16 protein-coding genes are annotated in these 25,374 nt (G+C 73.1%); 10 read left to right on the forward strand and 6 right to left on the reverse strand.

Annotated elements, in window-relative coordinates:
- Positions 1 to 12 precede the first annotated feature (12 nt).
- Entirely contained in the window at positions 13 to 1,842 is a 1,830-nt protein-coding gene (locus ACZ56L_RS30290) for an ABC transporter ATP-binding protein (RefSeq protein ID WP_471067801.1), read from the forward strand.
- 223 nt (positions 1,843 to 2,065) lie between these two features.
- Here the strand turns inward: ACZ56L_RS30290 and ACZ56L_RS30295 are convergent, their stop codons facing one another.
- The gene (locus tag ACZ56L_RS30295) at positions 2,066 to 2,566 is read right to left on the reverse strand and encodes a MarR family winged helix-turn-helix transcriptional regulator (RefSeq protein WP_471067602.1); all 501 of its coding nucleotides are present in this window, start codon (positions 2,564 to 2,566) and stop codon (positions 2,066 to 2,068) included.
- Between the two features lie 405 nt (positions 2,567 to 2,971).
- Here ACZ56L_RS30295 and ACZ56L_RS30300 point away from each other — a divergent pair, with 405 nt between their 5' ends.
- Together ACZ56L_RS30300 and ACZ56L_RS30305 are read left to right on the forward strand one after the other, a co-directional pair.
- The gene (locus ACZ56L_RS30300) at positions 2,972 to 3,544 is read left to right on the forward strand and encodes an NADPH-dependent FMN reductase (RefSeq protein ID WP_401755732.1); all 573 of its coding nucleotides are present in this window, start codon (positions 2,972 to 2,974) and stop codon (positions 3,542 to 3,544) included.
- Positions 3,537 to 3,950, forward strand: coding sequence for a PPOX class F420-dependent oxidoreductase (locus tag ACZ56L_RS30305; RefSeq protein WP_468693006.1), 414 nt, complete (start codon positions 3,537 to 3,539; stop codon positions 3,948 to 3,950). Before ACZ56L_RS30300 ends, ACZ56L_RS30305 begins: the two co-directional genes overlap by 8 nt.
- 466 nt (positions 3,951 to 4,416) lie before the next feature.
- On the opposite strand, the gene ACZ56L_RS30310 is transcribed toward ACZ56L_RS30305, so the two are convergent.
- Together ACZ56L_RS30310 and ACZ56L_RS30315 are read right to left on the reverse strand one after the other, a co-directional pair.
- Complete coding sequence (locus ACZ56L_RS30310; protein WP_471067607.1) at positions 4,417 to 4,857, reverse strand: DUF3618 domain-containing protein; 441 nt, start codon at positions 4,855 to 4,857, stop codon at positions 4,417 to 4,419.
- Positions 4,854 to 5,279 carry a phage holin family protein gene (locus tag ACZ56L_RS30315; RefSeq protein WP_345228321.1) on the reverse strand — a complete coding sequence of 142 codons (426 nt, stop codon included), beginning with the start codon at positions 5,277 to 5,279 and terminating at the stop codon, positions 4,854 to 4,856. Before ACZ56L_RS30315 ends, ACZ56L_RS30310 begins: the two co-directional genes overlap by 4 nt.
- Positions 5,280 to 5,887: 608 nt before the next feature.
- On the opposite strand from ACZ56L_RS30315, the gene ACZ56L_RS30320 reads away from it, so the two are divergent.
- Complete coding sequence (locus ACZ56L_RS30320) at positions 5,888 to 7,903, forward strand: M4 family metallopeptidase (protein WP_345228322.1); 2,016 nt, start codon at positions 5,888 to 5,890, stop codon at positions 7,901 to 7,903.
- Positions 7,904 to 8,010: 107 nt separating this feature from the next.
- A complete protein-coding gene (locus ACZ56L_RS30325) occupies positions 8,011 to 9,588 on the forward strand; it encodes a sensor histidine kinase (protein ID WP_380837164.1) in 1,578 nt (525 codons plus the stop codon).
- Here ACZ56L_RS30325 and glgP read toward each other — a convergent pair.
- Positions 9,585 to 12,224, reverse strand: a complete 2,640-nt coding sequence (gene glgP / locus ACZ56L_RS30330; protein WP_468690350.1) for an alpha-glucan family phosphorylase — start codon at positions 12,222 to 12,224, stop codon at positions 9,585 to 9,587. The two genes, ACZ56L_RS30325 and glgP, sit on opposite strands and share 4 nt — an antisense overlap.
- Positions 12,225 to 12,561: 337 nt before the next feature.
- On the opposite strand from glgP, the gene ACZ56L_RS30335 reads away from it, so the two are divergent.
- The 5 genes from ACZ56L_RS30335 to glgB all read left to right on the forward strand — a co-directional run bounded on the left by ACZ56L_RS30335 (position 12,562) and on the right by glgB (position 22,509).
- On the forward strand, positions 12,562 to 13,833 hold the full coding sequence (locus ACZ56L_RS30335; protein WP_471067614.1) for a S8 family peptidase: 1,272 nt from the start codon (positions 12,562 to 12,564) through the stop codon (positions 13,831 to 13,833).
- A gap of 328 nt (positions 13,834 to 14,161) precedes the next feature.
- Positions 14,162 to 16,198: an alpha-1,4-glucan--maltose-1-phosphate maltosyltransferase gene (locus ACZ56L_RS30340; RefSeq protein WP_471067617.1), complete on the forward strand. Its 2,037-nt coding sequence runs from the start codon at positions 14,162 to 14,164 to the stop codon at positions 16,196 to 16,198.
- The gene (gene treS / locus ACZ56L_RS30345; protein WP_345228327.1) at positions 16,195 to 17,943 is read left to right on the forward strand and encodes a maltose alpha-D-glucosyltransferase; all 1,749 of its coding nucleotides are present in this window, start codon (positions 16,195 to 16,197) and stop codon (positions 17,941 to 17,943) included. Before ACZ56L_RS30340 ends, treS begins: the two co-directional genes overlap by 4 nt.
- Before the next feature lie 240 nt (positions 17,944 to 18,183).
- Entirely contained in the window at positions 18,184 to 19,695 is a 1,512-nt protein-coding gene (locus ACZ56L_RS30350) for a maltokinase N-terminal cap-like domain-containing protein (protein ID WP_468690346.1), read from the forward strand.
- A 48-nt stretch (positions 19,696 to 19,743) separates the two neighbouring features.
- The gene (gene glgB / locus ACZ56L_RS30355; RefSeq protein WP_471067622.1) at positions 19,744 to 22,509 is read left to right on the forward strand and encodes a 1,4-alpha-glucan branching enzyme; all 2,766 of its coding nucleotides are present in this window, start codon (positions 19,744 to 19,746) and stop codon (positions 22,507 to 22,509) included.
- On the opposite strand, the gene ACZ56L_RS30360 is transcribed toward glgB, so the two are convergent.
- Complete coding sequence (locus ACZ56L_RS30360) at positions 22,460 to 24,775, reverse strand: HelD family protein (protein WP_471067804.1); 2,316 nt, start codon at positions 24,773 to 24,775, stop codon at positions 22,460 to 22,462. The genes glgB and ACZ56L_RS30360 overlap by 50 nt on opposite strands.
- Positions 24,776 to 24,968: 193 nt before the next feature.
- Positions 24,969 to 25,313, reverse strand: a complete 345-nt coding sequence (locus ACZ56L_RS30365) for an STAS domain-containing protein (RefSeq protein ID WP_468690345.1) — start codon at positions 25,311 to 25,313, stop codon at positions 24,969 to 24,971.
- Positions 25,314 to 25,374 lie beyond the last annotated feature (61 nt).

Consider the following 25,374-nt stretch of genomic DNA (forward strand, 5'->3'; position numbering starts at 1 on the left):
CCCGCGCCCGTCGTGGACGACGCCGAGGAGATCCGGACCGGGGCCGCCGACGACCCCTTCGACAAGGACGACCTCCCCTCCCCGCCCGGTGCGACCGGCCGCCTGCTGCGTTCCCTCCTGCGGGCCGGCCGGCGCAGGGTGGCGCTCGGGGTGGTTCTGCTGCTGCTCCAGCAAGTGGCGGTGCAGGCGGGCCCGTTGCTGGTGGCGTACGCGATCGACCGGGGCGTGCCCGCGTTCCGGCGGGCGGACTACGGGCCGCTGATCGCGGTCGCGGTCGGCTACCTGGTCTGCTCGGCGGCGGCCGGGGCGCTCCAATATGCGTTCCTGATGGTCTCGGCGCGCCTCAACCAGGACGTGCTGCTGGACCTGCGCGGGCGCATCTTCCGGCACGCGCAGGCGCTCAGCGTGGACTTCCACGAGCGCTACACCTCGGGCCGGCTGATCTCCCGCTCGACCACCGACGTCGAGTCGCTGCGCGAGCTGCTCTCCGAGGGCCTGCAGGAACTCATCGGCGTGGTCCTGTCCTTCGTCTCCATCTCGGCCATGCTGCTGTGGCTGGACCTGGGTCTGGGCGGGGCGGCGGTGGCGTCGTTCGTACCGCTGTACCTGCTGGTGCGGATGTACCGCCGGCGGGTCGGGGTGGTGTTCGGGGCGCGGTCCACGGCAGTGGCGGCGGTGATCGTGAAGTTCGCGGAGACGCTGAACGGCATCCGGCCGGTGCGGGCGTTCCGCCGGGAGAAGGCGAACGACGAGGCCTTCGCGGCGCTCAACCGGCAACACGAACTCCGCAACGGGGACGGCCTGCTGGAGATGGCGCGGTACGTCACCTGCTCGCGCCTGGTCGCCAACACGGCGGTCGCGGGCATCGTCCTGTGGGGGGCCCACCGGGTCGCGTCCGGCACCCTTGCCCTCGGTGTCCTGGCGGCGGCGGTCCTGTATCTGCGCCGCCTGTACGACCCGATCGACCGGCTGGGCATGTTCCTGAACTCCTACCAGTCGGCGGCGGCGTCGCTGGAGAAGATCGCGGGGCTGCTGGCCCAGACGCCGACGGTGCCGGAGCCGGCCGAGCCGCAGGCGCTTCCGGCGAAGGGGCCGACGGCGTCCCCGGGCCGGGAGGTGGTCTTCGACGGCGTGCGCTTCGCCTACCGGACCGGCGGCGAGGTCCTGCCGCGTTTCGACCTGACGCTGTCCGCCGGGCAGACGGTGGCCGTGGTCGGCTCCACCGGGGCGGGCAAGTCGACCCTCGCGAAGCTGCTGGCCCGCTTCTACGACCCGACGGAGGGCCGTGTCCTGCTGGACGGCACGGACCTGCGCACCCTCTCGACCCCCGAGCTGCGGCGGGGAGTCGTCATGGTCACCCAGGAGGCCTTCCTCTTCTCGGGCACGGTCGCGGAGAACATCGCGATCGGCCGTCCGGAGGCCACCCGGGAGGACATCGAGCGGGCGGCGAAGGCGATCGGGGCGCACGGCTTCATCGCGGGCCTGCCGGACGGGTACGACACGGACGTACGCAAGCGGGGCGGCCGGATCTCGGCGGGCCAGCGGCAGTTGGTGGCCTTCGCCCGCGCGCTGCTGGCCGACCCGGCGGTGCTGATCCTGGACGAGGCGACGAGTTCGCTGGACGTCCCGGGCGAGCAGGCGGTCCAGCACGCGATGCACACGGTGCTGAGGGGCCGTACGGCGGTGGTGATCGCGCACCGGCTCTCGACGGTGGAGGTGGCGGACCGGGTGCTGGTGATGGAGCGGGGCCGGGTGGTCGAGGACGGCACCCCGGCGGAACTCATCGGCGGGCAGGGCCGCTTCGCCGATCTGCACCGGGCGTGGCGGGACAGCCTGGTGTAGGGGGCGGCCCCTGTCCGGGCGCCGGGAAAGCCCCGTGCCCGTGCGGGACGGCACGGCACGGCACGGCACGGCACCCAACGGCACGTCACCCGACGGTCCGGCGCCCGCCGTGCCCTCGTCCGCGTCGGCCTCGTCCCTGAAGGGGCGCGGCCCGCCCGGGCGGTGAACGGCTGAACGCCCCCAGGGGCCCGGCATCCTCACGCGGGGGCGCCGGGTCCCTTTCCTACGCCGTACCGCGCGCCGGCTTCTTCGCGCGCGGTTCCGCGCCGGCGGAGAGGTGGCGGACGACGACCTCGCCGATCTCCGCGAAGACGGCCTGCTGCTCGGGAGTGAGGAGGTCGATGAAGTTGCGGCGCACGGAGTCCACGTGCGGCGGCGCGGCCGCCTCCAGCGTGCGCAGGCCGTCGGCCGTGAGGACGACCTCCGCGCACCGGGCGTCGCTCGCGCACCCCTCCCGCGCCACCAGCCCGCGCTGCTGCATCCGCGTCAGATGATGGGAGAGGCGGCTGCGGGACCAGAGCATGCGGTCGGCCAACTCGCTGATCCGGCAGCGGTTGCGGTCGGAGAGGCCGAGGTGGGAGAGAACGTCGTAGTCGGCGTCCGAGAGGCCGCTGTCGGCGTTCAGGTCGCGGGAGACCTGCGCGCCGAGCAGCAGCTGCATCCGGCGGTAGGCCTGCCAGGTGCGCTGTTCGGCGTCGGTCAGCCAGCGGGGTTCGGAGGTCACGCCGGGCAGCCTACCGGGAAATGGTTGACACGTCACCGATGCCACCCCTAGGTTACCGATGACACGTCAACGAATCGACGGGACGGGGAGCGGTGACCGCCACCGAGCACGAACGGGCCCACCGGAGTTCGTGCTCGACGCGGTGGCGGCCGGGCCGTACGTGGGGCGGGGCTCGGTCCCGGTCCGCGCGACGGCCCGATGACGGGCCCGGCCCACCGCGGCCTCTCCCTCCGGGCGGCCCGCACGGGCGTCGAGCCGGCCGCCCCGGCGGCGGGCCGGCTGCCCGGCGGGACGGCGGGCGCCGGGACCGTGCTCCACGCGGTGGCGACGCCCCCCGGCCCGACCGGCCCCGAAGCGCTTCACTCTTCCTGCTCGACTCCTCTCCGCGCAAAGGATTCCTCACCCATGCCTTCTCGCCTGTACGTCCTGTCCGCGAGCACCCGTCCCACCTCGTCCGGCAGGCCGCTGGCCCGGTGGATCGCGGAACGGGCCGCCGCCCGGCCGGAGTTCGAGGTGACGACGGTCGACCTCGGGGAGGTCGCTCTGCCCTTCCTGGACGAGCCGGAGTATCCGTCGACGGGGCGGTACGCACACCCGCACACCCGTGCCTGGAGCGAGACGATCTCCCCCGCCGACGCCTTCGTCTTCGTCCTGCCGATGTACAACGGCGGCTTCACCGCACCCCTGAAGAACGCGATCGACTCCCTGTACGCCGAGTGGCGGGACAAGCCGGTCGGCCTGGTCAGCTACAGCGCGGGGCCCTCCGGTGGCGCGCCGGCGATCGAGATGATCCGTCCGGTGCTGAACCGGGTGGGCCTGCGCCCGGCGGAGCCGACGCTCTCGGTGCCGGGCATCGAGGGCCTGGTGGAGGGCGGCTCCTTCCGGGCCGCGCCGGAGTTCACGGCCGGGGCGGACGCGGTGCTCGACGCGGTCGCCGAGCTGGCCCTCGCGGGGGCGGCGGTGCGGGCGGGTGCCTGAGGCCGGGAACCGTCTCTCCCCCGCCCTGCGGCAGTACCTCGACACCTCCCCCGCCTTCGCCACCGTGGCCACCCTGCTGCCCAGCGGGCTGCCGCACCTGACGAAGGTGTGGGTGACGCGGGACGGCGACGACCTGCTGTTCACCACGGCACCGGACCGGCTCCAGGGCCGCAACGCCGCACGGGACCCGCGGGTGACGCTGCTGATTGGGGCGCCGGACGACCCGTACGCGTATGCCGAGGTCAGAGGTACGGCGACGCTGGAGCCGGACCCGGACCGCACGCTGGCGGACCGCCTCGCGCGGGCCCACACCGGGAAGCCGTTCGCCGTGTTCAACCCGGCGTCGGCGCAGTCGGAGTTCGTGGCGGTCCGGGTGACGCCGACGCGGGTGGCGGGCCGCTTCTGAGCGAGGGGCCGGACGGCGGCGCACACCACTGCGGCAGGACCGGCTCCGCGCGGACCGCCCTGCCGACCGGCCATCTCTCCCGTGCCTCCCACCGGTCGGCGAGCGCCTCCACCAGGAGCAGCCCCCGCCCGGCCTCCGCCCCGGCGGGTGGGTGGCACGAGTTCCCCGGGGTGGGGGCCGCCGTGCGCCGCGCGCGTCCGAGACGCCCACGCGGAGGGTGCGCGGGCCGGGTTCGGGCCGGAGCCCGAAGTCCCGCCCCGGGGCGCGGCCGTGCGTGACGGCGTTCGCGGCGGGCTCCGCGACCAGGCGGACCGCGGTGTCACCGGAGTCCCGAACTCGCCGTCGCCCCGGAGAGCCGGCAGCGGTTCGTCTCGTGCGCACGCCGGACCCGACCCCGGGCCCCTTCCGCGCACCGCACACCGCCCCGCACGGGCTCACCGCCCGTGCGGGGCGCGGCAGTCGGCGACTACCTCCGCCTGCGCCGCAGCAGCACTCCGGTCAGCACCAGCACCGCCGCCGCGCCCGCCAGGACCGCCGCCTTGCGGTCCCGTACCGGAGCCGGGGCTTTGGCCTGCCAGACCTCGTCCACCTGGGACGCCTTGGCCTTGACCTGCTCCGCCAGCTCAGCGGCCTTCGCGGCGGTCTGGTCCTTGAACTCCACCGCCTTGGCCGTGCCCTGCTCCTTCAGCTCGGCCGCCTTCGCCGTGCCCTGCACCCTCAGCTCAGCCGCCTTGGCCGCCCCCTGCTCCTTCAACTCCGCCGCCTTGTCCTGGGCGCGGGCCTTCACGTCCGCCTTGTCGGCCAGTGCCTGCACCGTGTCGCCCAGTTCGTGGCGGGTCTGTTCGATCTGTGCGCGGAGCTCCTCGGGGTTCTCCGCGGTGGGCTCGTCATGGGGTGGCTGCGTCATCGTTTGGCACTCTCCTTGATCTCGGCCACATCGGCCTTCACGCTGTCAATGGCCTGCTCCGGCGTGGGCGAGCCCGCCTTGCCGACCTCCTTCTTGCCCGTCATCGCCAGTACCGCGGCGATCACGCCGAGCACGGCGGTGACGATGAGGGCCGCGGCCCACACGGGCAGCGGTACGGCCAGGCCCGCGATGGCGGTGGCCACCAGGGCCTGAAGGGTGAGGAAGCCGACGAGGCCGGCCCCTCCGAAGAGGCCCCCGCCCTTTCCGTACCGCTTGCCCTTCTCCTTCATCTCGGCCTGTGCCAGCCGCATCTCCGCCCGCACCAGCTCGGTGAGCTGCTGCGAGGCGCGCGACACCAGTTCACCGACCGGCGCCCCTTCTCCCGTACCCGAACGGGGCTCGTACCGGGCCTGTTCGTCCATCACACGTCACTCCTTAGCGAGGGCGGCTCGCTCCGGGTACCCGCGATCCGCCGACACTCACGGGGGCGCACACCCCGAAACGGACACCGGAACGGGTGCCTGAGCGGGACCCCTCCACAGCGTCCTCACAACCCCCCGGGTATGGTCATGGCGCGCCCGCGGCTTCACACGCCTGCAACATATCCGGCCGCAAGAGGCACAGGTTTTCGGCCATGCGGGGTCCCCGCGGCCGTCGTGTGGAGGCGTCCCTTCCGCGAGCCCGTACGCCGCTGTGCGCCCCGCCCCGTTTGCGATGGCAGCGCATCGCACACCCGGCCTCCTTCCGTACGTACGCGTGACGACGCCTTCCTTACGCACAGGCAAACGATCCGGATACCGAACATGACCTCCCGGGCAACGAACCGCTTCCGGCCAAGTTGTTGACGCGCTCCTGACACGGACCGCATCCGGCTGCCACTCTTCCGACGCACACAGCACCGCCGCACCACGTTCCACTCTTTCGCTCCACCCTTCGAGCTCCACGCGCACCACTGCTCTGCCTGCTCTGCACGCACTGCCCGGCCGGCCTCACCCAGCCGTCCGGTACCCCCCTCGCAGAAGGAGTCCGCGTGAGATCCACGCACCGCAAGCGCGCCACGGCGACCGGCGCACTGCTCGCCGCCGCAGCGCTGCTCGTCGGCGTCCAGACCGGCTCGGCCAGCGCCGACAACGCGCAGGCCGCTCCCGCCGCCGCCCAGCCCAACCCCGGGGCCCAGCCCGTCAAGCTCACCCCCGCGCAGCGCGCCGCGCTGCTCGCCAAGGCGAACGAGTCCAAGGCGGCCACCGCCAAGGAGCTCGGCCTCGGCGCCAAGGAAGCGCTCGTCGTCCGTGACGTCGCCCAGGACGTGGACGGCACCACGCACACCCGCTACGAGCGCACCTACGACGGCCTGCCCGTCCTCGGCGGCGACCTGGTCGTCAAGAAGGACAAGGCCGCCGCCACCCGGGGCGTCTCCCGCTCCACCACGGCGAAGCTCCAGGGCATAGCCGCCACCCCGAAGATCGCCGCCGCGGCCGCCGAGAAGCAGGCACTCGGTCTCGCGAAGGCGGAGGGCTCCGACCGGACGAAGGCGTCGATCGCCCCGCGCCAGGTGGTGTGGATGGGCTCCGGCGCGCCGGTCCTCGCGTTCGAGACCGTCGTCGGCGGCTTCCAGCACGACGGCACGCCCAACGAGCTGCACGTCGTCACCGACGCCGCCACCGGCAAGAAGCTGCACGAGTGGCAGGCCGTCGAGAACGGCGTCGGCAACACCCAGTACAGCGGCCAGGTGACACTCGGCTCGACGCAGTCGGGTTCGACGTACAACCTGACCGACGCGGGGCGCGGCAACCACAAGACGATCGACCTCAACGGCGGTACGTCGGGCGGCACCCTCTTCACCGGTCCGGACGACGTGTGGGGCAACGGCCAGCCGTCCAACCGCGAGACCGCGGGCGCGGACGCCGCGTACGGCGCGGGCGCGACGTGGGACTACTACAAGAACGTGCACGGCCGCACCGGCATCCGCGGTGACGGCGTCGGCGCGACCTCCCGCGTCCACTACGGCAACGCGTACGTCAACGCCTTCTGGCAGGACTCCTGCTTCTGCATGACGTACGGCGACGGCGCGGGCAACGCCAAGCCGCTGACCTCGATCGACGTGGCCGCGCACGAGATGACGCACGGCGTCACCTCGGTGACCGCCAAGCTGATCTACTCCGGCGAGTCCGGCGGCCTGAACGAGGCGACCTCCGACATCTTCGCGGCGGCCGTCGAGTTCAACGCCAACAACGCCAACGACGTCGGCGACTACAACGTCGGCGAGAAGATCGACATCCGTGGCAACGGCACCCCGCTGCGCTACATGGACAAGCCCTCCAAGGACGGCTCGTCGAAGGACTCCTGGTACTCGGGCATCGGCAACATCGACGTCCACTACTCCTCGGGCGTCGCCAACCACTTCTTCTACCTGCTGTCCGAGGGCAGCGGCGCGAAGGTCATCAACGGCGTCTCGTACGACTCGCCGACCTCCGACGGCAAGCCGGTCACCGGCATCGGCCGCGCGAAGGCCGAGAAGATCTGGTTCCGGGCGCTGACCACGAAGTTCACGGCCAGCACCAACTACGCCAACGCCCGGGTCGGCACGGTGGCCGCGGCCACCGAGCTGTACGGCGCGGGCAGCCCCGAGGTCAAGGGCGTCGAGCACGCCTGGGCCGCGGTCAACGTCGGCAGCCGTCCGGACGACGGCAACCCGCCGACCGGCAAGGTCTTCGAGAACGCCGCCGACGTCTCCGTGCCGGACAACGGCGCCGCGGTGACCTCCCCGGTGACCGTCACCGGCGTCACCGGCAACGCCCCGTCCACCCTCAAGGTCGACGTGAACATCGTCCACACCTACGTCGGTGACCTCGTGGTCGACCTGGTCGCCCCCGACGGCTCGGTGTACAACCTGCACAACCGGTCCGGCGGCAGCGCGGACAACCTGGTCAAGTCCTACACCGTGAACGCCTCCTCGGAGGTCGCCAACGGCACCTGGAAGCTCCGCGTCCAGGACAAGGCGTCCCAGGACGTCGGCTACATCAACAGCTGGAAGCTCACCTTCTGACCTGTTGAGGGCCGGCTCTCGTACGACCTGACAGTGGTGCCCGGGACCGTCGGCGGTCCCGGGCACCACTGGTGTCTCCCCCGGCGGCCCCGCATACGTTTCCCCGTATGCGTGTCACAGCCGCCCTGCGCCGGGCCACCCGCCGCGACCTGCTCCTCGACCTCGCCCTCTGGGTCTGCCTGGGCTTCTTCGTCACGATGCGGGAGGACCCGAACGACGGCGGGTCCTGGCCTCAGGTGGCCGTCGGCGTCGTCTCGCTCGGCGTCGGCGTGCTGCTGTGCCGCGCCGCGCCGCTGGTCTCGCTGACGGTCGCGGTGCTGTGCGCCGCCTTCGACGACCCGGAGCTGTTCACCCCGTCGTACGCCGCCGCGATGTGCGCCTTCGCCTTCCTCGCGGGCCGCCGCGACGCCCGGGTGCGGCCGGCGGTCCTGGTGTTCGCCTCGTACGCGGTCGCCGGGCTCGCGCTGAGCCTGACGTACGACGACAGGCTGTGGGTGTGGTTCGCCCAGCTGACCTCGCTGCTCGGCCAGGTGGTGGTGCCGTGGCTGGTCGGCCGGTACGTCCGCCACTACGCCCAACTGGTCGCCGACGGCTGGGAGCTGGCCGACCGCATGGAGCGCGAGCAGCGCGCCGTCGCCGACCGGGAGCGGCTGCGCGAGCGCTCGCGCATCGCGGGCGACATGCACGACTCGCTCGGCCACGACCTCTCCCTGATCGCCCTGCGGGCCGCCGCCCTGGAGGTCAACCGCAATCTGCCGCCCGCCGAGCAGCGGGCCGCGGGCGAGCTGCGGCTGGCCGCCGCCGACGCCACCGCCCGGCTGCGCGACCTCGTGGGCGTGCTGCGCGAGGACGGCGAGGGCGCGCCGACGGCCCCGGCCGACGAGACGGTCGCCGAGCTGGTGAAGCGCGCGCAGGACTCCGGGATACCGGTGGAACTCCAGCAGGAGGGACCGGAGTCGCCCGTCCCCGGCATGGTCGGCCGGGCCGTCCACCGCGTCGCCCAGGAGGCCCTGACGAACGCGGCCAAGCACGCGCCGGGCGCTCCGGTACGGATCCGGATCGTACGCGACCCCCGGGCGCAGGCCCTGTCGGTGGCCGTCACCCACCCCGCCCCGCCCGGCGGCGCCCCCTCCCCCGGCCTCGCCTCCGGCGGCACCGGCCTGGTCGGCCTGGACGAACGCGTGCGCCTCGCGGGCGGCGCCCTCACCCACGGCCCGGCCCCCGACGGCGGCTTCGCGGTCCGCGCCCGCCTCCCGCTCGCCGGGGCCCCGGTGCCGCGCGCCCCGCAGGCGCCGGTCGCCGCGCGGGAGCTGAGCCGGGCCCGCCGGCAGGTCCGGCGGGGGCTGGTGCAGGCGGTCGTGGCCCCGGCGGCGGCAGTGGTCGTCCTCGGCGCACTGATCCTGGCGTACCAGGAGTACGGGGCGTCGCGGTCGGTCCTGACCCGGGACCAGTTCGACCGCGTCCGCCCGGGCGAGCAGCGGGCGACGCTCCTGGAGCGGCTGCCGGACCACCCGCTGGACGGCCCGCCCGCGGGCGTCGGCCCCGAACCCGCCGGGACCGACGCCTGCACCTACTTCCGTACGGACCGCTTCGAGCTGACGCCGGTGTACCGGCTGTGCTTCACGGGCGGTGTCCTCAGCTCGAAAGCCCTGGTCGACGACGTGCCGAACGAGGAGCTGCGCTAGCGCAGCAGCACCCCGGCCCCCTCCCCCGTGGCCTCCGTCGGCAGGGTCACCAGACCCAGGTCCGCCCCGCTCGCCAGCAGCGGGTGCGCCGGCAGCACCCGGACCGTGTAGCCGTACGGCCCGGTCCGGTCGAGGGCGAGCGGGCCCTCGTACGTCCAGCGCCCGTCCAGGTCGGGACCGGAGGCGGGCTTCAGCGGGAAGGTCTGGGCGCCGGTGATCCGGTCCTCGGAGTCGACGCGCCCGGCGACCGCCTGCACCTCGACGTCCTCGGGCCCGAGCTCGCCGAGCCCGGCCCGTACCCGCAGGGAGAGGGTGGACCCCAGCTCGGCGGTGCCGTTGACGGCGGTGGCGGCGACCGCCTCCACGTGGTCGACGGCGACACCGGACCAGGCCGCCCGCACCCGGGACTTCCAGTCGGCCAGTTCCCGCGCGGAGGAGGGCCCGAGGGCCCGGTGGGCGAGCGCGGCCGGTGCGTACAGGCGCTCCACGTACTCGCGCACCATCCGCCCGGCGAGCACCTTCGGGCCGAGGACGGCCAAGGTCCGGCGGACCATCTCGATCCACCGGTCCGGGAGTTGGCCACGCCCCCGCTCGTAGAAGCGCGGGGCGACGCGCTGTTCGATCAGCTCGTAGAGGGCGTTCGCTTCGAGGTCGTCGCGGCGGTCCTCGTCGGCGGCCGCGCCGTCGGCGGTGGGGATCGCCCAGCCGAAGTCCGGCTCGAACCACTCGTCCCACCAGCCGTCCAGGACCGAGAGGTTGAGGCAGCCGTTGAGGGCGGCCTTCATGCCGCTGGTCCCACAGGCCTCCAGCGGGCGCAGCGGGTTGTTGAGCCACACGTCGCAGCCCGGGTAGAGCTTCTGCGCCATCCGCATGCCGTAGTCGGGGAGGAAGACGATGCGGTGCCTGACCCGGGGGTCGTCGGCGAACCGCACCAGCTCCTGGACGAGCCGTTTGCCGCCGTCGTCGGCGGGGTGCGCCTTGCCCGCGACGACGATCTGGATCGGCCGTTCGGGGTGCAGGAGGAGTTCCGTCAGCCGGTCGCGGTCGCGCAGCATGAGGGTGAGGCGTTTGTACGAGGGGACGCGGCGGGCGAAGCCGATGGTGAGGACGTCGGGGTCCAGCACGCCCTCGATCCAGCCGAGTTCGGCGTCGACGGCGCCCCGCTGGCGCCAGGACGCGCGCAGCCGGTCGCGGACCTCGTGCACCAGGTTCTCGCGCAGGGTGCGGCGCAGGTCCCAGATCTCGTCGTCCGCGATGTCGGCGACGGCGTCCCAGCGCGCGGACCCGCCGACGGACAGGGCGTCCTCGGTGCGGCCCGCGCCGATCTGCCGCGCGCCCAGGCGGACGACCTCGGGGTCGACCCAGGTGGGGGCGTGCACCCCGTTGGTGACGGAGGTGATCGGCACCTCCTCGGGGTCGAAGCCCGGCCACAGTCCGGCGAACATGTCCCGGCTGACCTGGCCGTGCAGGGTGGAGACGCCGTTGGCGCGCTGGGCCAGGCGCAGGCCCATCACGGCCATGTTGAAGAGGTTGGGTTCGCCGCCGGGGTAGGTCTCCATGCCGAGGGCCAGGACGCGCTCGACGTCGACGCCGGGGAGTTCGCCGTCGTGGCCGAAGTGGCGGGCGACGAGTTCGCGGTCGAAGCGGTCGATGCCGGCGGGGACGGGGGTGTGGGTGGTGAAGAGGGTGCCGGCCCGGACGGATTCCAGGGCGGCGTCGAAGCCGAGTCCCTGGGTGCCGAGTTCGCGGATGCGCTCCAGGCCAAGGAAGCCGGCGTGGCCCTCGTTGGTGTGGAAGACCTCGGGTTCGGGGTGACCGGTGAGGCGGCAGTACGCGCGGACCGCGCGGACGCCGCCGATGCCGAGCAGCATCTCCTGGAGGAGGCGGTGCTCGCTGCCGCCGCCGTAGAGGCGGTCGGTGACGTCGCGTTCGCCCGGGCCGTTCTCCTCGACGTCGGAGTCGAGCATCAGCAGCGGGACGCGGCCCACGTGGGCCTGCCAGACGGTGGCGTGCAGGGAGCGGCCGCCGGGCAGGGCGAGGGAGATCCGGCAGGGGGTGCCGTCGGCCTCGCGCAGCAGGGCCACGGGGAGCTCGTCGGGGTCGAGCACCGGGTAGTGCTCCTGCTGCCACCCGTCGCGGGACAGGGACTGGCGGAAGTAGCCGTGCCGGTAGAGGAGCCCGACACCGATGAGGGGCACGCCCAGGTCGCTGGCGGCCTTGAGGTGGTCGCCGGCGAGGATGCCCAGCCCGCCGGAGTACTGCGGGAGGGCGGCGGTGACGCCGAACTCGGGCGAGAAGTAGCCGATGGCGGCGGGGAGTTCGGCCCCCTCCGGCCTTTCCTGGTTCTGGTACCAGCGGCGTCCGCCCAGGTAGTCGGCGAGGTCGTCGGCGGCGGCCTGGAGCCGGCGCAGGAAGCGGCGGTCCCGGGCGAGTGCGGCCAGGCGTTCGGCGGAGACGGTGCCCAGCAGCCGTACCGGGTCCTCGCCGCAGGCCTGCCAGCCTTCCGGGTCGATGGACTGGAACAGCTCCCGGGTCTCGGTATGCCAGGACCAGCGGAGATTGCGGGCGAGGTCGGAGAGCGGTCGGAGGGGATCGGGGAGGACGGGACGTACGGTGAACCGACGGATTGCCTTCACGTGACCACCTTCGCAGGGGGTGTGGCTCGGGGGCGGGCGCGCCGCGTTGCGCGTCCGCGCTTGTCCTCGACGGTAGAGCAGCCGGGGGCGCGGGCTCCACGGCGCGCGGTGGGGGCGCGGGGGCGTCGGCGCGGGTGGGCGGGCGGCGGGCCGCGCCCACGCGGCGGAGCCCGCACCTCGTGCCGGTCCCGCACCCCGAGGGGGCGCGCGAGTGATATGGCCGGTTCCGCCCCCGCCAGCGGCCTTGTCCCGGTTCACACCGCGGGAGAGGCTGACAAGTGCGTTCGGGCCGGGTGCCGGGTCCGGAGCGTCCGGTCGTGGAGGGGGAACCTCGCTCATGACACGTACACGTCAGTACTGCAGGCGGCTGGCCGGGGCCTGCGCCGCCGTCGCCCTGACGGCGGGGCTCCCGGCCGTCACCCCGCCCGCGCGGGCCGACGCGCCCCCGGCGGAGGGCCGCGTTCTCGGAGCCGGGGCCCCCGGTTCCGTGGCGGACAGCTACCTCGTCACGCTCAGGTCGGGACCGGACGGCGTCCGCGCGCCGTCCGGGGCCGGGAAGAGGATCGCCGAGAAGTACGGAGTGAGAATCAGCCATACGTACCACCAGGTGCTCAACGGCTACGCGGTGCGGGCGGATCCGGCGCAGGCGCGCAGGCTCGCGGCGGACCCGCGGGTGGCCTCGGTCGCGCAGGACACCGCCGTCTCGCTCCGGCGCACCCAGCCGGAGCCGCCGTCCTGGGGGCTCGACCGGATAGACCAGCGCGACCTTCCGCCGGACCGGTCCTACACCTGGCCCGAGAGCGCCGGCGCCGGGGTCCACGTGTACGTCATCGACTCCGGTCTGCGCACCACCCACCGGGACTTCGGCGGCCGCGCCTCCAGCGGCTGGGACTTCGTGGAGAACGACCCCGTCGCCCAGGACACCAACGGCCACGGCACGCACGTCGCCGCGACCGCCGTGGGCGAGAGGTACGGGGTGGCCAAGAAGGCCGAGGTCGTCGGGGTGCGGGTGCTCGACGGCGAGGGCGGCGGGACCACCGCGTCGGTGATCGCCGGAATCGACTGGGTGGCCCGGAACGCCAGGAGGCCCGCCGTCGCGAACATGAGTCTGGGCGGCGTGGCCAATGGCCGGCTCGACGCCGCCGTGCGCAACGCGATCGGGTCCGGGGTGACCTTCGTGCTCGCCGCGGGCAACGACACGCTGCCCGCGAGCCTGTTCTCCCCCGGCCGGGTCGCGGAGGGCATCACGGTCGGCGCCACCGACATCAGGGACCGCAGGGCGGACTTCTCCAACTGGGGCGCCCGCCTCGACCTCTTCGCCCCCGGCGTCGACATCGTCTCCGCCCTGAGCTCGGACGACACCGCCTCGGGCGTGTCCTCCGGCACGTCGATGGCCGCCCCGCACGCCACCGGCGCGGCCGCGCTGCACCTCGCCGACCATCCGGGGGCCTCGCCCGCCGAGGTGGGAGAGGCGCTCACGGACCAGGCCGTGCGGGGAAGGGTGCGGGGCCCGGGGCCCGGCTCCCCGAACCGGCTCCTGCAGGTGGGCGGCCAGGCGGCCGGTCCCCGGCCGTACGTCAACAACTGGCCATATCCCGCTGACGGTTGAGCAAACGGGCCCTGTCGGGAACGACCGGGCCTCCCGGCGTTTCCCCTGGTCGGGGCCGTCGTGCGCCGTTACGCGTCGGTAGTCGACAAACGGCCGGATTGACGCCCACCCGTGTAAGGGAAGCATCCCCCGGTACCCGATGAAGAGAACACCAGAACGCCTCGCTCCGAACCCCCCGGATCGCCTCGCACCCCCGCCGCCCGAGTGAACGCTGACAGGAGCGGTCATGCCCGCAGCCCGCAAGACGAGCACCCCGAGCAAGGAAGGGTTACAAAGAGCGCATCCCCATCGGCATCCAGGTCCGTCCGCCCCAGCCCCAGGTGAGCCCATGATCGGTCGTATCCCCGTCCTCGACGTCTCCCCCGCGGTCGACCGCGGCCGCAGGCCCGCGAAGGCGGTGTCCGGCGAGACGTTCCAGGTGTCCGCCACCGTGTTCCGCGAAGGCCACGAGGCCGTGGCGGCCAATGTGGTCCTGCTCGATCCGAGCGGCCGCCCCGGCCCCTGGACGCCGATGCGCGAACTCGCCCCCGGCACGGACCGGTGGGGCGCGGACGTCACCCCGGACGCCGAGGGCCTGTGGTCGTACGTCGTCGAGGCGTGGGGCGACCCGGTCTCCACCTGGCGGCACCACGCCGGGATCAAGATCCCGGCCGGCCAGGACACCGAACTGGTCCTGGCCGAGGGCGCCGGGCTGTACGAGCGCGCCGCCGAGGGCGTGCCCAAGCAGGACGGGCGCGAGGCCGTCCTGGCCGCCGTGGACGCGCTGCGCGACACCCGGCGGCCCGCCGCCGCCCGGCTCGCCGCGGCCCTCACGCCGGAGGTCGACGCCGCCCTCTCCCGTTTCCCGCTGCGCGAGCCCCTGTCGGCTTCGGAGCCGCTGCCGTTGCTGGTCGAACGCCCGCGGGCGCTCTTCGGTTCCTGGTACGAGCTGTTTCCGCGCTCCGAGGGCGCACGCGCGGCCGAAGGCGGTGCTCCGGCGGTCAGCGGCACCTTCCGCACCGCCGCCGAACGCCTTCCCGCCGTGGCCGCCATGGGCTTCGACGTGGTCTACCTGCCGCCGGTCCACCCCATCGGCAGCACCTTCCGCAAGGGCCCCAACAACACCCTCTCCGCCACCGAGCAGGACGTCGGCGTCCCCTGGGCGATCGGCTCGCCCGACGGCGGCCACGACGCCGTCCACCCGGACCTCGGCACCTTCGAGGACTTCGACCACTTCATCGCCACCGCCCGCGACCTGCGCATGGAGGTCGCCCTGGACTTCGCCCTCCAGTGCTCGCCGGACCACCCCTGGGTCACCGAGCACCCGGAGTGGTTCCACCACCGCTCCGACGGCACGATCGCGTACGCGGAGAACCCGCCGAAGAAGTACCAGGACATCTATCCGATCGCCTTCGACGCGGACATGGACGGACTGGTCGCGGAGACCGTGCGCGTCCTGCGCCTGTGGATGGCGCACGGCGTGCGGATCTTCCGCGTCGACAACCCGCACACCAAGCCGGTCGTCTTCTGGGAACGGGTCCTGGGCGAGATCAACGGGAGCGACCCCGACGTGATCTTCCTGGCCGAGGCGTTCACCCGGCCCGCGATGATGCGCACGCTGGGCGCGGTCGGCTTCCAGCAGTCGTACACGTACTTCACCTGGCGCAACACCAAGCAGGAACTCACCGAGTACGCGCTGGAGCTGGCGCACGAGACGGCCGCGTACATGCGTCCGAACTTCTTCGTGAACACCCCGGACATCCTGCACGCCTACCTCCAGCACGGCGGGCGGCCCGCCTTCGAGGTCCGGGCGGTGCTGGCGGCGACCCTGTCCCCGTCCTGGGGCGTCTACGCGGGCTACGAGCTGTGCGAGAACACCCCGGTGCGGGACGGCAGCGAGGAGTACCTGGACTCCGAGAAGTACCAGCTGCGCCCGCGCGACTGGGAGGCCGCCGAGCGCGAAGGGCGCACGATCGCCCCCCTGATCACCACCCTGAACCGGCTGCGGCGCCGCCACCGGGCGCTCCAGCAGCTTCGGGACATCACCTTCCACCCCACGAACAACGACGCGGTGATCGCGTACTCGAAGCGCGCCCGCACCCCGGAAACCAGCAGCACCCGGCAGAGCCAGGAGGGTGAAGGCGGCTCGAACACCGTTCTGGTGGTCGTGAACCTCGACCCTCACCACACCCAGGAGGCCACGGTCTCGTTGGACATGCCGGCACTCGGCCTCGACTGGCACAGTGTCGTCCCGGTGCGCGACGAGCTCACCGGCGAGACCTACCACTGGGGCAGGGACGCTTACGTGCGCCTGGAGCCGGGAGTCCTGCCCGCGCACATCGTGACCCTGCGACCGTCCCCGCTGACCGGAGGGTCACCCACATGATCTTCAATGAGCCCGTCCACGACACCTTCGAGGACACCCCCGCCAAGGACCGCGACCCCGAGTGGTTCAAGCGGGCCGTCTTCTACGAAGTCCTCGTCCGCTCCTTCCAGGACAGCAACGGCGACGGCGTCGGCGACCTCAAGGGCATCACCGCCAAACTGGACTACCTCCAGTGGCTGGGCGTCGACTGCCTCTGGCTGCCGCCGTTCTTCATGTCGCCGCTGCGCGACGGCGGCTACGACGTCTCCAACTACACCGCCGTGCTCCCCGAGTTCGGCGACCTCGCCGACTTCGTGGAGTTCGTCGACGCCACGCACCAGCGCGGCATGCGTGTGATCATCGACTTCGTCATGAACCACACGAGCGACCAGCACGAGTGGTTCCAGCAGTCCAGGAGCGATCCGACGGGGCCCTACGGCGACTACTACGTCTGGGCCGACGACGACAAGCAGTACCAGGACGCGCGGATCATCTTCGTGGACACGGAGACCTCCAACTGGACCTTCGACCCGGTGCGCAAGCAGTACTACTGGCACCGCTTCTTCTCCCACCAGCCGGACCTCAACTACGAGAACCCGGCCGTGCAGGAGGAGATCATCTCCGCGCTGCGGTTCTGGCTGGACCTGGGCATCGACGGCTTCCGCCTCGACGCGGTCCCGTACCTCTACCAGGAGGAGGGGACCAACTGCGAGAACCTCCCGCGCACCCACGAGTTCCTGAAGCGGGTACGGGCGGAGATCGACGCCTCGTACCCGGACACGGTGCTCCTGGCGGAGGCCAACCAGTGGCCGGAGGACGTCGTCGACTACTTCGGCGACTTCGAGAAGGGCGGGGACGAGTGCCACATGGCGTTCCACTTCCCCGTCATGCCACGCATCTTCATGGCCGTGCGACGCGAGTCCCGCTACCCCGTGTCGGAGATCCTCGCCAAGACCCCGGCGATCCCCTCCAGCGCCCAGTGGGGCATCTTCCTGCGCAACCACGACGAGCTGACCCTCGAAATGGTCACGGACGAAGAGCGCGACTACATGTACGCGGAGTACGCCAAGGACCCCCGGATGCGCGCCAACATCGGCATCCGCCGCCGGCTGGCCCCCCTGCTGGACAACGACCGCAACCAGATCGAGCTGTTCACCGCGCTGCTGCTGTCCCTGCCCGGCTCGCCGATCCTCTACTACGGCGACGAGATCGGCATGGGCGACAACATCTGGCTCGGCGACCGCGACGCGGTCCGCACCCCGATGCAGTGGACGCCCGACCGGAACGCGGGATTCTCCTCCTGCGACCCGGGACGGCTCTCCCTCCCGACGATCATGGACCCGGTCTACGGCTACCAGGTGACCAACGTCGAGGCCTCCATGACCTCGCCGTCCTCGCTGCTGCACTGGACCCGGCGCATGATCGAGATCCGCAAGCAGAACCCCGCCTTCGGGCTGGGGTCCTACACGGAGCTGCCCTCCTCCAATCCGGCGGTGCTGGCGTTCCTGCGCGAGGCCCCCTCGTCCCGGGACGGGGAGGACGACCTGGTGCTGTGCGTGCACAACTTCTCGCGGTTCGCGCAGCCCACCGAGCTGGACCTGCAGATGTTCAACGGCCGCCACCCGGTCGAGCTGATCGGCGGAGTGCGCTTCCCGGCGATCGGTGAGCTGCCGTACCTGCTGACCCTGGCGGGACACGGCTTCTACTGGTTCCGGCTGCGCAAGGACACCCCCTCGCTGGTCCGTCCGCCGAAGCCGCCGCGCTGAGGCCCGCGGGCCGGGGCGGGGAGCCGTACGACGGTTTTCCCCGCCCCGCCCGGGGCACTCTCCCTTTCATACGCGTATGCGATTCACAGATCATCGACAGCTCCCTGCGGCCAATCGACCGGCCGCGGTTCGCCCAATGGATCTCCCTCTCCCGACACGTCCCGTACAGCCGGACAGCTTTGCCGCAATCCGGGACACTCTGCGCATTCGGAGGTGTGCCCGGGGAAAGGACGCGATGCCATGTCGGAGGCTGCTCCCGCCTCATCAGCAACACCCGGTGCGCCCAGCCCTGCCGGTACTTCCGGTCCGCTCGGCAGCACTTCTGATCTGCACGGCCCCACCACACCGCTCGCCGCACCACCCGCACCACCCGTTCCGCACGCGTCGGCCGCGCTGCTCGCCTCGCTGAGCCCGCTGCTGCACGACTGGCTGCCCCGCCAGCGCTGGTTCGCCGGCAAGGGCCGTCCCGTCGTGGGCTTCACCCTGGTCTCGGCGACCGAACTGCTGCCGCTGAGCGGCTCCCCCGGGCTGCTCCATCTGCTCGTACGGGCCCAGCAGCCGGCCGTCCCCGCGCGCGGGACCCCGTCGCCGCCCACCGCCGACTGCTACCAACTGCTCCTCGGCGTGCGCAGATCGCTGCCGCCCGCGCTGGCGCCCGCCCTGATCGGGTACGTCGCGCAGGGGCCGCTCGCCGGTCACACCGTGTACGAGGGCCTGCAGGACCCGAAGCTGGCCGGGCTGCTCCTGGAGCGCCTGCGGCTGCCCGGGGCGATCGGCTCCCTGCGCTTCGACAAGGAGCCGAAGGCCGTGGTGGGGTCCGGGCTCACCCCCCGCACGCTCGGCGTGGAACAGTCCAACACCTCGATCGTGTACGGCGATTCCGCCATCCTGAAGGTCTTCCGCCGGGTGCACGCCGGGGCCAATCCGGACCTGGAGCTCCCGCTCGCGCTCGCCGCGGAGGGCAGCACCCGGGTGCCCGCGCCGATCGCCTGGTTCGAGGGGGCCAACCCGGAGGACCCCTTCGAGCCGTTCACACTCGGTCTGCTCCAGCCCTTCCTGCGCGAGGCCCAGGACGGCTGGCAGCTCGCCCTCGCGTCGCTCGCCGTCGGGCAGGACTTCACCCGGGAGGCGCACGCGCTGGGCCGGGCCACCGCCGAGGTGCACCTCGCGCTGGCCGCCTCGCTGCCCACGCTCACCCTCGGCCGCCCTCAGGCGGAACTGCTCGGCGCGCAGATGTCGGAACGGCTGGCGGCCACGGTGCAGGCCGTCCCCGCGCTGCTGCCGTACGCCGACGGCCTGCGCCGGGCCTTCGACGCCGTGCGGGAGCTGGGCGCGGCCGGGCCGGTCGTCACCGCCCAGCGCGTCCACGGCGACCTGCACCTCGGCCAGGTGCTGCACACCCGGGACGGCGCGTGGACGGTGATCGACTTCGAGGGCGAGCCCGCGAAGCCCCTCACCGAGCGCCGCCGCCCGCAGCCGGTCGTCCGCGACATCGCCGGAATGCTCCGTTCCTTCGACTACGCGGCCCGCTCCCACCAACCGTGGAGCCCGGACTGGGCGGCCCGCTGCCGCACCGCCTACCTGGACGGCTACACCGCGGCCTCCGGCCTCGATCCGCGCCGGCAGGCCGTCCTGCTGCGGGCGTACGAGACGGACAAGGCCGTGTACGAGGTCCTGTACGAGGCCCGGCACCGGCCGGACTGGCTCCCGGTGCCGATGGCGGCGGTGCGCCGGCTCGCCCACGCTTCCTGAACCCCCGCTCCCCCTTCCTGACGACCCCCCTTCGAGGAGGACCCTCCCGTGACCCCCCGTCCCACCCCCGCTTCCGGCGGGGACGCCCCCCGGCCGACGCGCCGCACCTCGTCACCGACCGAGGCCCCGGCCCCGCCCGCGCGTCTGCCCGTGCCCGGGTCGGAACCCGTGCCGGACACGGTGACGGAAGCCGTCGCGGAGACCGCCGTACCGCCCGGCCCGCGCAAACGGCCGAAGGCCGCCGGCACCACGGCCGGGAAGCCGAAGGCGGCCGCGGCCGACAGTCCGCGGCCCGCCACGGTCCCGGCCGCCGGGCCGAAGACCACCACCGGCGCGCCCGCCGGGCCGAAGACCTCCACCGCCAAGGCCGCCAGGGCGAAGGCCGCCGGCACCAAGGCCGCGCCGGCCGCGCCCGCCGGCGCCCAGGCCGCGCCGCCGAAGGCCGAGCGGCCCAAGGCCGTGAAGAAGGCCGTGAAGGAGACCGTCCGGAAGACCGCGAAGAAGAGCGCGGCCAAGGCCCCCACCAAGGCCAAGCCGGTGAAGCCGCGGGCCGTGAAGCCCAAGGACGACCAGGTCTCCCCCGCCGGACCCGTCGCACCGGCCCCCGCCGGTGACCTCGCCGTCCTGCCCGCCGCCCCCCTCTCCCCGGACGACCGGGGCCGCCTGCTGCACGGCGCGCACCACGCCCCGCACGACCTGCTCGGCGCGCACCCGGCGCCCGGCGGCGTCTCCTTCCGGGTGCTGCGCCCGCACGCCAGGGCGGTCGCCGTCCTCGCGCCCGGCCTGCGCGTGCCGCTGCTGGACGAGGGCGACGGCCTGTTCTCCGGGGTGCTGCCGCTCCCCGACGTTCCGGCGTACCGGCTCCGGGTGACGTACGACGACAACGAGATCGACGTCGACGACCCGTACCGGTTCCTGCCCTCGCTCGGCGACCTCGACCTGCATCTGATCGGCGAGGGCCGGCACGAGGAGCTGTGGAAGGTGCTCGGCGCGCAGCCGATGACCCTCCAGGACGTGGCCGGCACCCGCTTCAGCGTCTGGGCGCCCAACGCGCGCGGCGTGCGCGTCGCCGGCGACTTCAACTACTGGGACGGCGCCGGCTGTCCGATGCGCTCGCTCGGCGGGACGGGCGTGTGGGAGCTGTTCCTGCCCGGCGTCCGCGAGGGGGCCCTCTACAAGTTCCAGATCACCCGCCCCGACGGCTCGCACACGATGCGCGCCGACCCGATGGCCCGGCAGGCGGAGGTGCCCCCGGCCAACGCCTCGGTCGTCACCTCCTCGCGGCACGTGTGGCAGGACGCCGCCTGGATGGCCTCGCGCGCCGCCCGGCCGGTGCACGAGGCCCCGCTGTCGGTGTACGAGGTGCACCTGCCGTCCTGGCGGCCCGGACTGACGTACCGCCAACTGGCCGAGCAGCTCCCGACGTACGTCGCCGACCTGGGCTTCACCCATGTGGAGCTGATGCCGGTCGCCGAGCACCCCTTCGGCGGGTCCTGGGGCTACCAGGTCACCGGGTTCTACGCGCCGACCTCCCGGATGGGCACGCCCGACGACTTCCGCTTCCTCGTCGACTCCCTGCACCGGGCCGGCATCGGCGTGATCATGGACTGGGTGCCCGCGCACTTCCCGCGCGACGACTGGGCGCTCGCGGAGTTCGACGGCCGTCCGCTGTACGAGCACGAGGACCCGCTGAAGTCGGCGCACCCCGACTGGGGGACGCTCGAGTTCGACTACGGGCGCACCGAGGTCCGCAACTTCCTCGTCGCCAACGCCACGTACTGGTGCGAGGAGTTCCACATCGACGGCCTGCGCGTGGACGCGGTGGCCTCGATGCTCTACCTCGACTACTCGCGCGAGGAGGGCCAGTGGGTGCCCAACGCGCACGGCGGCCGGGAGAACCTCGACGCGGTCGCCTTCCTCCAGGAGATGAACGCCACCGTCTACCGCCGCAACCCGGGCGTCGTCACCATCGCCGAGGAGTCCACCGCCTGGGACGGCGTCACCCGCGCCACGCACCACATGGGCCCCGGCGGCTTCGGGGGCCTGGGCTTCGGGCTGAAGTGGAACATGGGGTGGATGCACGACTCGCTGGACTACGTGTCCAAGGAGCCGGTGCACCGCAAGTACCACCACCACGAGATGACCTTCTCGATGGTCTACGCGTACAGCGAGAACTACGTCCTGCCGATCTCGCACGACGAGGTCGTGCACGGCAAGCGCTCGCTGGTGAGCAAGATGCCCGGCGACTGGTGGCAGCAGCGCGCCACCCACCGCGCCTACCTGGGCTTCATGTGGGCCCACCCCGGCAAGCAGCTCCTGTTCATGGGGCAGGAGTTCGCGCAGGGCGCGGAGTGGTCGGAGGCGCACGGGCCCGACTGGTGGCTGCTCGACCCGTCGTACGGCGCGGAGGCCGACCACCGGGGCGTGCGCGACCTGGTCCGCGACCTGAACACCGTCTACGGCGCCACCCCCGCCCTGTGGGAGCGGGACACCGTCCCCGAGGGCTTCGCCTGGGTGGCGGGCGACGCCGCCGAGGACAACGTGTTCGCGTTCCTGCGCCACGACGCCGCCGGGAACCCGCTCCTCGCGGTGTCCCACTTCTCGCCCGTCGTGCGGCATGCGTACACCCTCGGGGTCCCGGACGACGTACCGGCGTGGGTGGAGGTCCTGAACACCGACGCGGCCGGTTACGGCGGCGGCGGCGTCCACAACCCGGAGCCCCTGAAGCCGGAGTCGCACCCGTCGCACGGCCGCCCGGCGAGCATCAGTCTGACGCTGCCGCCGCTGGCGACGGTGTGGCTGCGGCCGGCGTGACCTGCCAGCCCCCGGTGTGGACGAGGCCCAGTGACTGAGTGGCCCGGGTCAGGGCCACGTACAGGTCGTTGAGTCCGCGTGGCGAGCCGGACCGGATGCGGTCCGGCTCCGCCACGACCACCGTGTCGAACTCCAGGCCCTTCGCCTGCCGCGGGGCGAGCAGCACGACCGGCGCGGTGAGGTCGGGGTGCGCCCCGCAGGACGCGCCGGGCAGCTCCCGCGCGAGCGCCGGGAGCAGGTCGGCGAGGGCGACGACGGCGGTCCGCCCCGCCCCTCCGGCCGCCGCCACGGCTTCCGCGACCGTACGGGGCAGCTCGTCCGGCGTGCTGCGGCGCACCCACGGCTCCACTCCCGTGGAGCGTACGGAGCTCGGCGGCTCGAAGGCCGGGTCGGCCTCCCGCATCACCCGTGCCGCGAGGTCCATGATCTCGGCCGGGGTGCGGTAGTTGACGCCCAGGCGGGTGTGCTCGTAGCGGTCGCCGACGTACGGGTCGAGGATCTGCTTCCAGGAGTCGCAGCCCGCCGCGTCGCCGACCTGCGCCGGGTCGCCGACCAGGGTCATCGAGCGGGTGGGGCAGCGGCGCATCAGCAGCCGCCAGGTCATCGCGGACAGCTCCTGCGCCTCGTCCACGATGATGTGCCCGAACGCCCAGGTGCGGTCGGCGGCGGCGCGGGCGGCGGCGCTGCGGTGGTCGTCCTCCTCGTGGCGCTCGGCGAACCGCTCGGCGTCGATGAGGTCGTGGGCGCCGAGCACCTCGGAGTCCTCGTCGTCCAGGTCCTCGAACTCGTAGGTCCTGGAGCCGTACGACACGTCCAGGACGCCCTTGGCGTACGCGACGCGCTCCTCGTACTCCCGGGCGGCGGCGGCGCGGGCCGCGTGGTCGTCCTCGCCGAGGAGTTCGGCGGCCTCGTCGAGCAGGGGCACGTCGGCGGCGGTCCAGCCGGCCCCCGGTGCGCGGCGGATCGACGCGGCGTCGGCGTCCGGGAGGTGGACGGGCTCCTGGAGGAAGTCGGTGAGCAGCCGCTGCGGGGTGAGTTCCGGCCACAGGGCGTCGATCGCGGCGACGACGTCCGGGTTGCCCGCGATCTCCCTGCCGAGCTGTTCGATGTCGGCGGGGGCGAGGACGTTGCCCTCGGGGATCTCCTCGCCGAGCTCCTCCGCGATGGCCTCGTACGGTTCGCGGCCGACGCGGTCGGCGAGCTGTTCGGTCAGGGCGTCCAGGACGTGGCGGCCGAAGTGGGCGCGGGCGAGGTTGTGCGGGAGCCCGGTGGCGCGGGCGTGGTGCCGGGCGTCCTCGGCGACGGCGCGCTCCAGGGAGAGCGTCCACTGCTCGTGGTCGATCTCGGTCACGGTGTCGGGCACGGTCTGCCGGTCCCGTACGGCCGCGGCGAGGGCGTCCGCCATCGCGGCGCTCCCCTTCACGGCGGCCGCCTCGGGGGTGTCGGCGGCGGTGGCGGTGACGCCGGGGAAGAGTTCGGCGGGGGTGGCGAGCAGGACGCCGGTCTCGCCGAGGGAGGGCAGGACGTCGCCGATGTAGGAGAGGAAGGCGGGGTTGGGCCCGACGATGAGCACGGCGCGGCGGGCGAGCTGCTCGCGGTGGGCGTAGAGGAGGTAGGCGGCGCGGTGCAGGGCGACGGCGGTCTTGCCGGTGCCGGGGCCGCCCTCGACGACGAGGACGCCGCGGTGCGGGGCGCGGATGACGCGGTCCTGCTCGGCCTGGATGGTCTGCACGATGTCGGACATGCGGCCGGTGCGGGCGCCGTTGAGCGCGGCGAGGAGGACGGCGTCGCCGGTGGGGTCCTCATGTCCGGTGCGCGTGGGGTCGCCGAGGTCGAGGATCTCGTCGTGCAGGGCGGTGACGGTACGGCCCTTCGTGGTCAGGTGGCGGCGTCGGCGCAGGCCCATGGGGGTGTGGCCGGTCGCGAGGTAGAAGGGGCGGGCGACGGCGGCGCGCCAGTCGACGAGCAGGGGGCTGCGCTCGGCGTCGTCGCGGCGGATGCCCATGCGGCCGATGTGGTGGGTGGCGCCCGGCTCGCCCTCGGACTCGGGGGCGAAGTCGAGGCGGCCGAAGCAGAGGCCGGAGTCCGCCGCGTTGAGGGCGGTAAGGGTGGCGGAGCGCTCGATCACGGCGACGTCGCGCTCCACCCGGGCCTGGCGTCCGTTCCCGGCCGGAGCGAGGGAACCGCGCACGGCGGTCTCGGCCTCGGCGCGGAGTTCGTCGAGGCGTGCGTAGAGCCCCGCCACGAACTGCCGCTCCTCCCGCAGTTCACGGGTTGACAATTCCTCGGTTGACAAGTCTTCCCCCACTGGGTTATCGTGTCCATATAGCGCTTCCCCCTGCCCGCTTGTAATTTCGGCAGGGAATCGCCCAATATACGCAGAGAAACACCCCGGCTGTCAATGCGCCGGGGTGTTTCTTTTGGCCCGTCGGCCCGTGCGGTGCCCGCCGCAGCGCAGGTCAGCCGCCGGAGGGAAGCTCCGCGACCGTGCGCAGAGGCTCGTCCAGCCGCACGTACCTCAGGATCCTGAGCGGCCGGGGATCGGGGCAGTACACCGCGAACTCGCCTCCCCGGCGGGTCACCTGCCCGCGCATCCGCAGCAGCAGGGCGAGACCGCCGCAGTCCATGAAGGTGACGCGGGTCAGATCCACGACGACGTGGCGGGGGTGTCCGCGCAGGACCCGGTCCGTGAGCGGGCCGGCCCGCAGCCCCGCGTAGAGGTCCAGCTCTCCGCAGAGCGCGAGGACGAGCGCGTCGCCGGCACGGCGCACTTCCACGGCTTGTTCCACGAATGATTCGGGCATCTCTTCACCCCAGGTGCCTTGTTGAGCGATCGGTGGCGTCTGTCGGACTCACCGGGGTCTG

This window comes from Streptomyces sp. NPDC039736 (genome assembly GCF_055596485.1).

Bases quoted from the DNA above. Each gene is read 5' to 3' on its own strand.
- ACZ56L_RS30365 (WP_468690345.1), bottom strand. From the start codon at position 25,313: ATGCCCGAATCATTCGTGGAACAAGCCGTGGAAGTGCGCCGTGCCGGC.
- ACZ56L_RS30325 (WP_380837164.1), top strand. From the start codon at position 8,011: ATGCGTGTCACAGCCGCCCTGCGCCGGGCCACCCGCCGCGACCTGCTC.
- ACZ56L_RS30310 (WP_471067607.1), bottom strand. From the start codon at position 4,857: ATGACGCAGCCACCCCATGACGAGCCCACCGCGGAGAACCCCGAGGAG.
- ACZ56L_RS30300 (WP_401755732.1), top strand. From the start codon at position 2,972: ATGCCTTCTCGCCTGTACGTCCTGTCCGCGAGCACCCGTCCCACCTCG.
- ACZ56L_RS30335 (WP_471067614.1), top strand. From the start codon at position 12,562: ATGACACGTACACGTCAGTACTGCAGGCGGCTGGCCGGGGCCTGCGCC.
- ACZ56L_RS30340 (WP_471067617.1), top strand. From the start codon at position 14,162: ATGATCGGTCGTATCCCCGTCCTCGACGTCTCCCCCGCGGTCGACCGC.
- ACZ56L_RS30315 (WP_345228321.1), bottom strand. From the start codon at position 5,279: ATGGACGAACAGGCCCGGTACGAGCCCCGTTCGGGTACGGGAGAAGGG.
- treS (WP_345228327.1), top strand. From the start codon at position 16,195: ATGATCTTCAATGAGCCCGTCCACGACACCTTCGAGGACACCCCCGCC.
- ACZ56L_RS30350 (WP_468690346.1), top strand. From the start codon at position 18,184: ATGTCGGAGGCTGCTCCCGCCTCATCAGCAACACCCGGTGCGCCCAGC.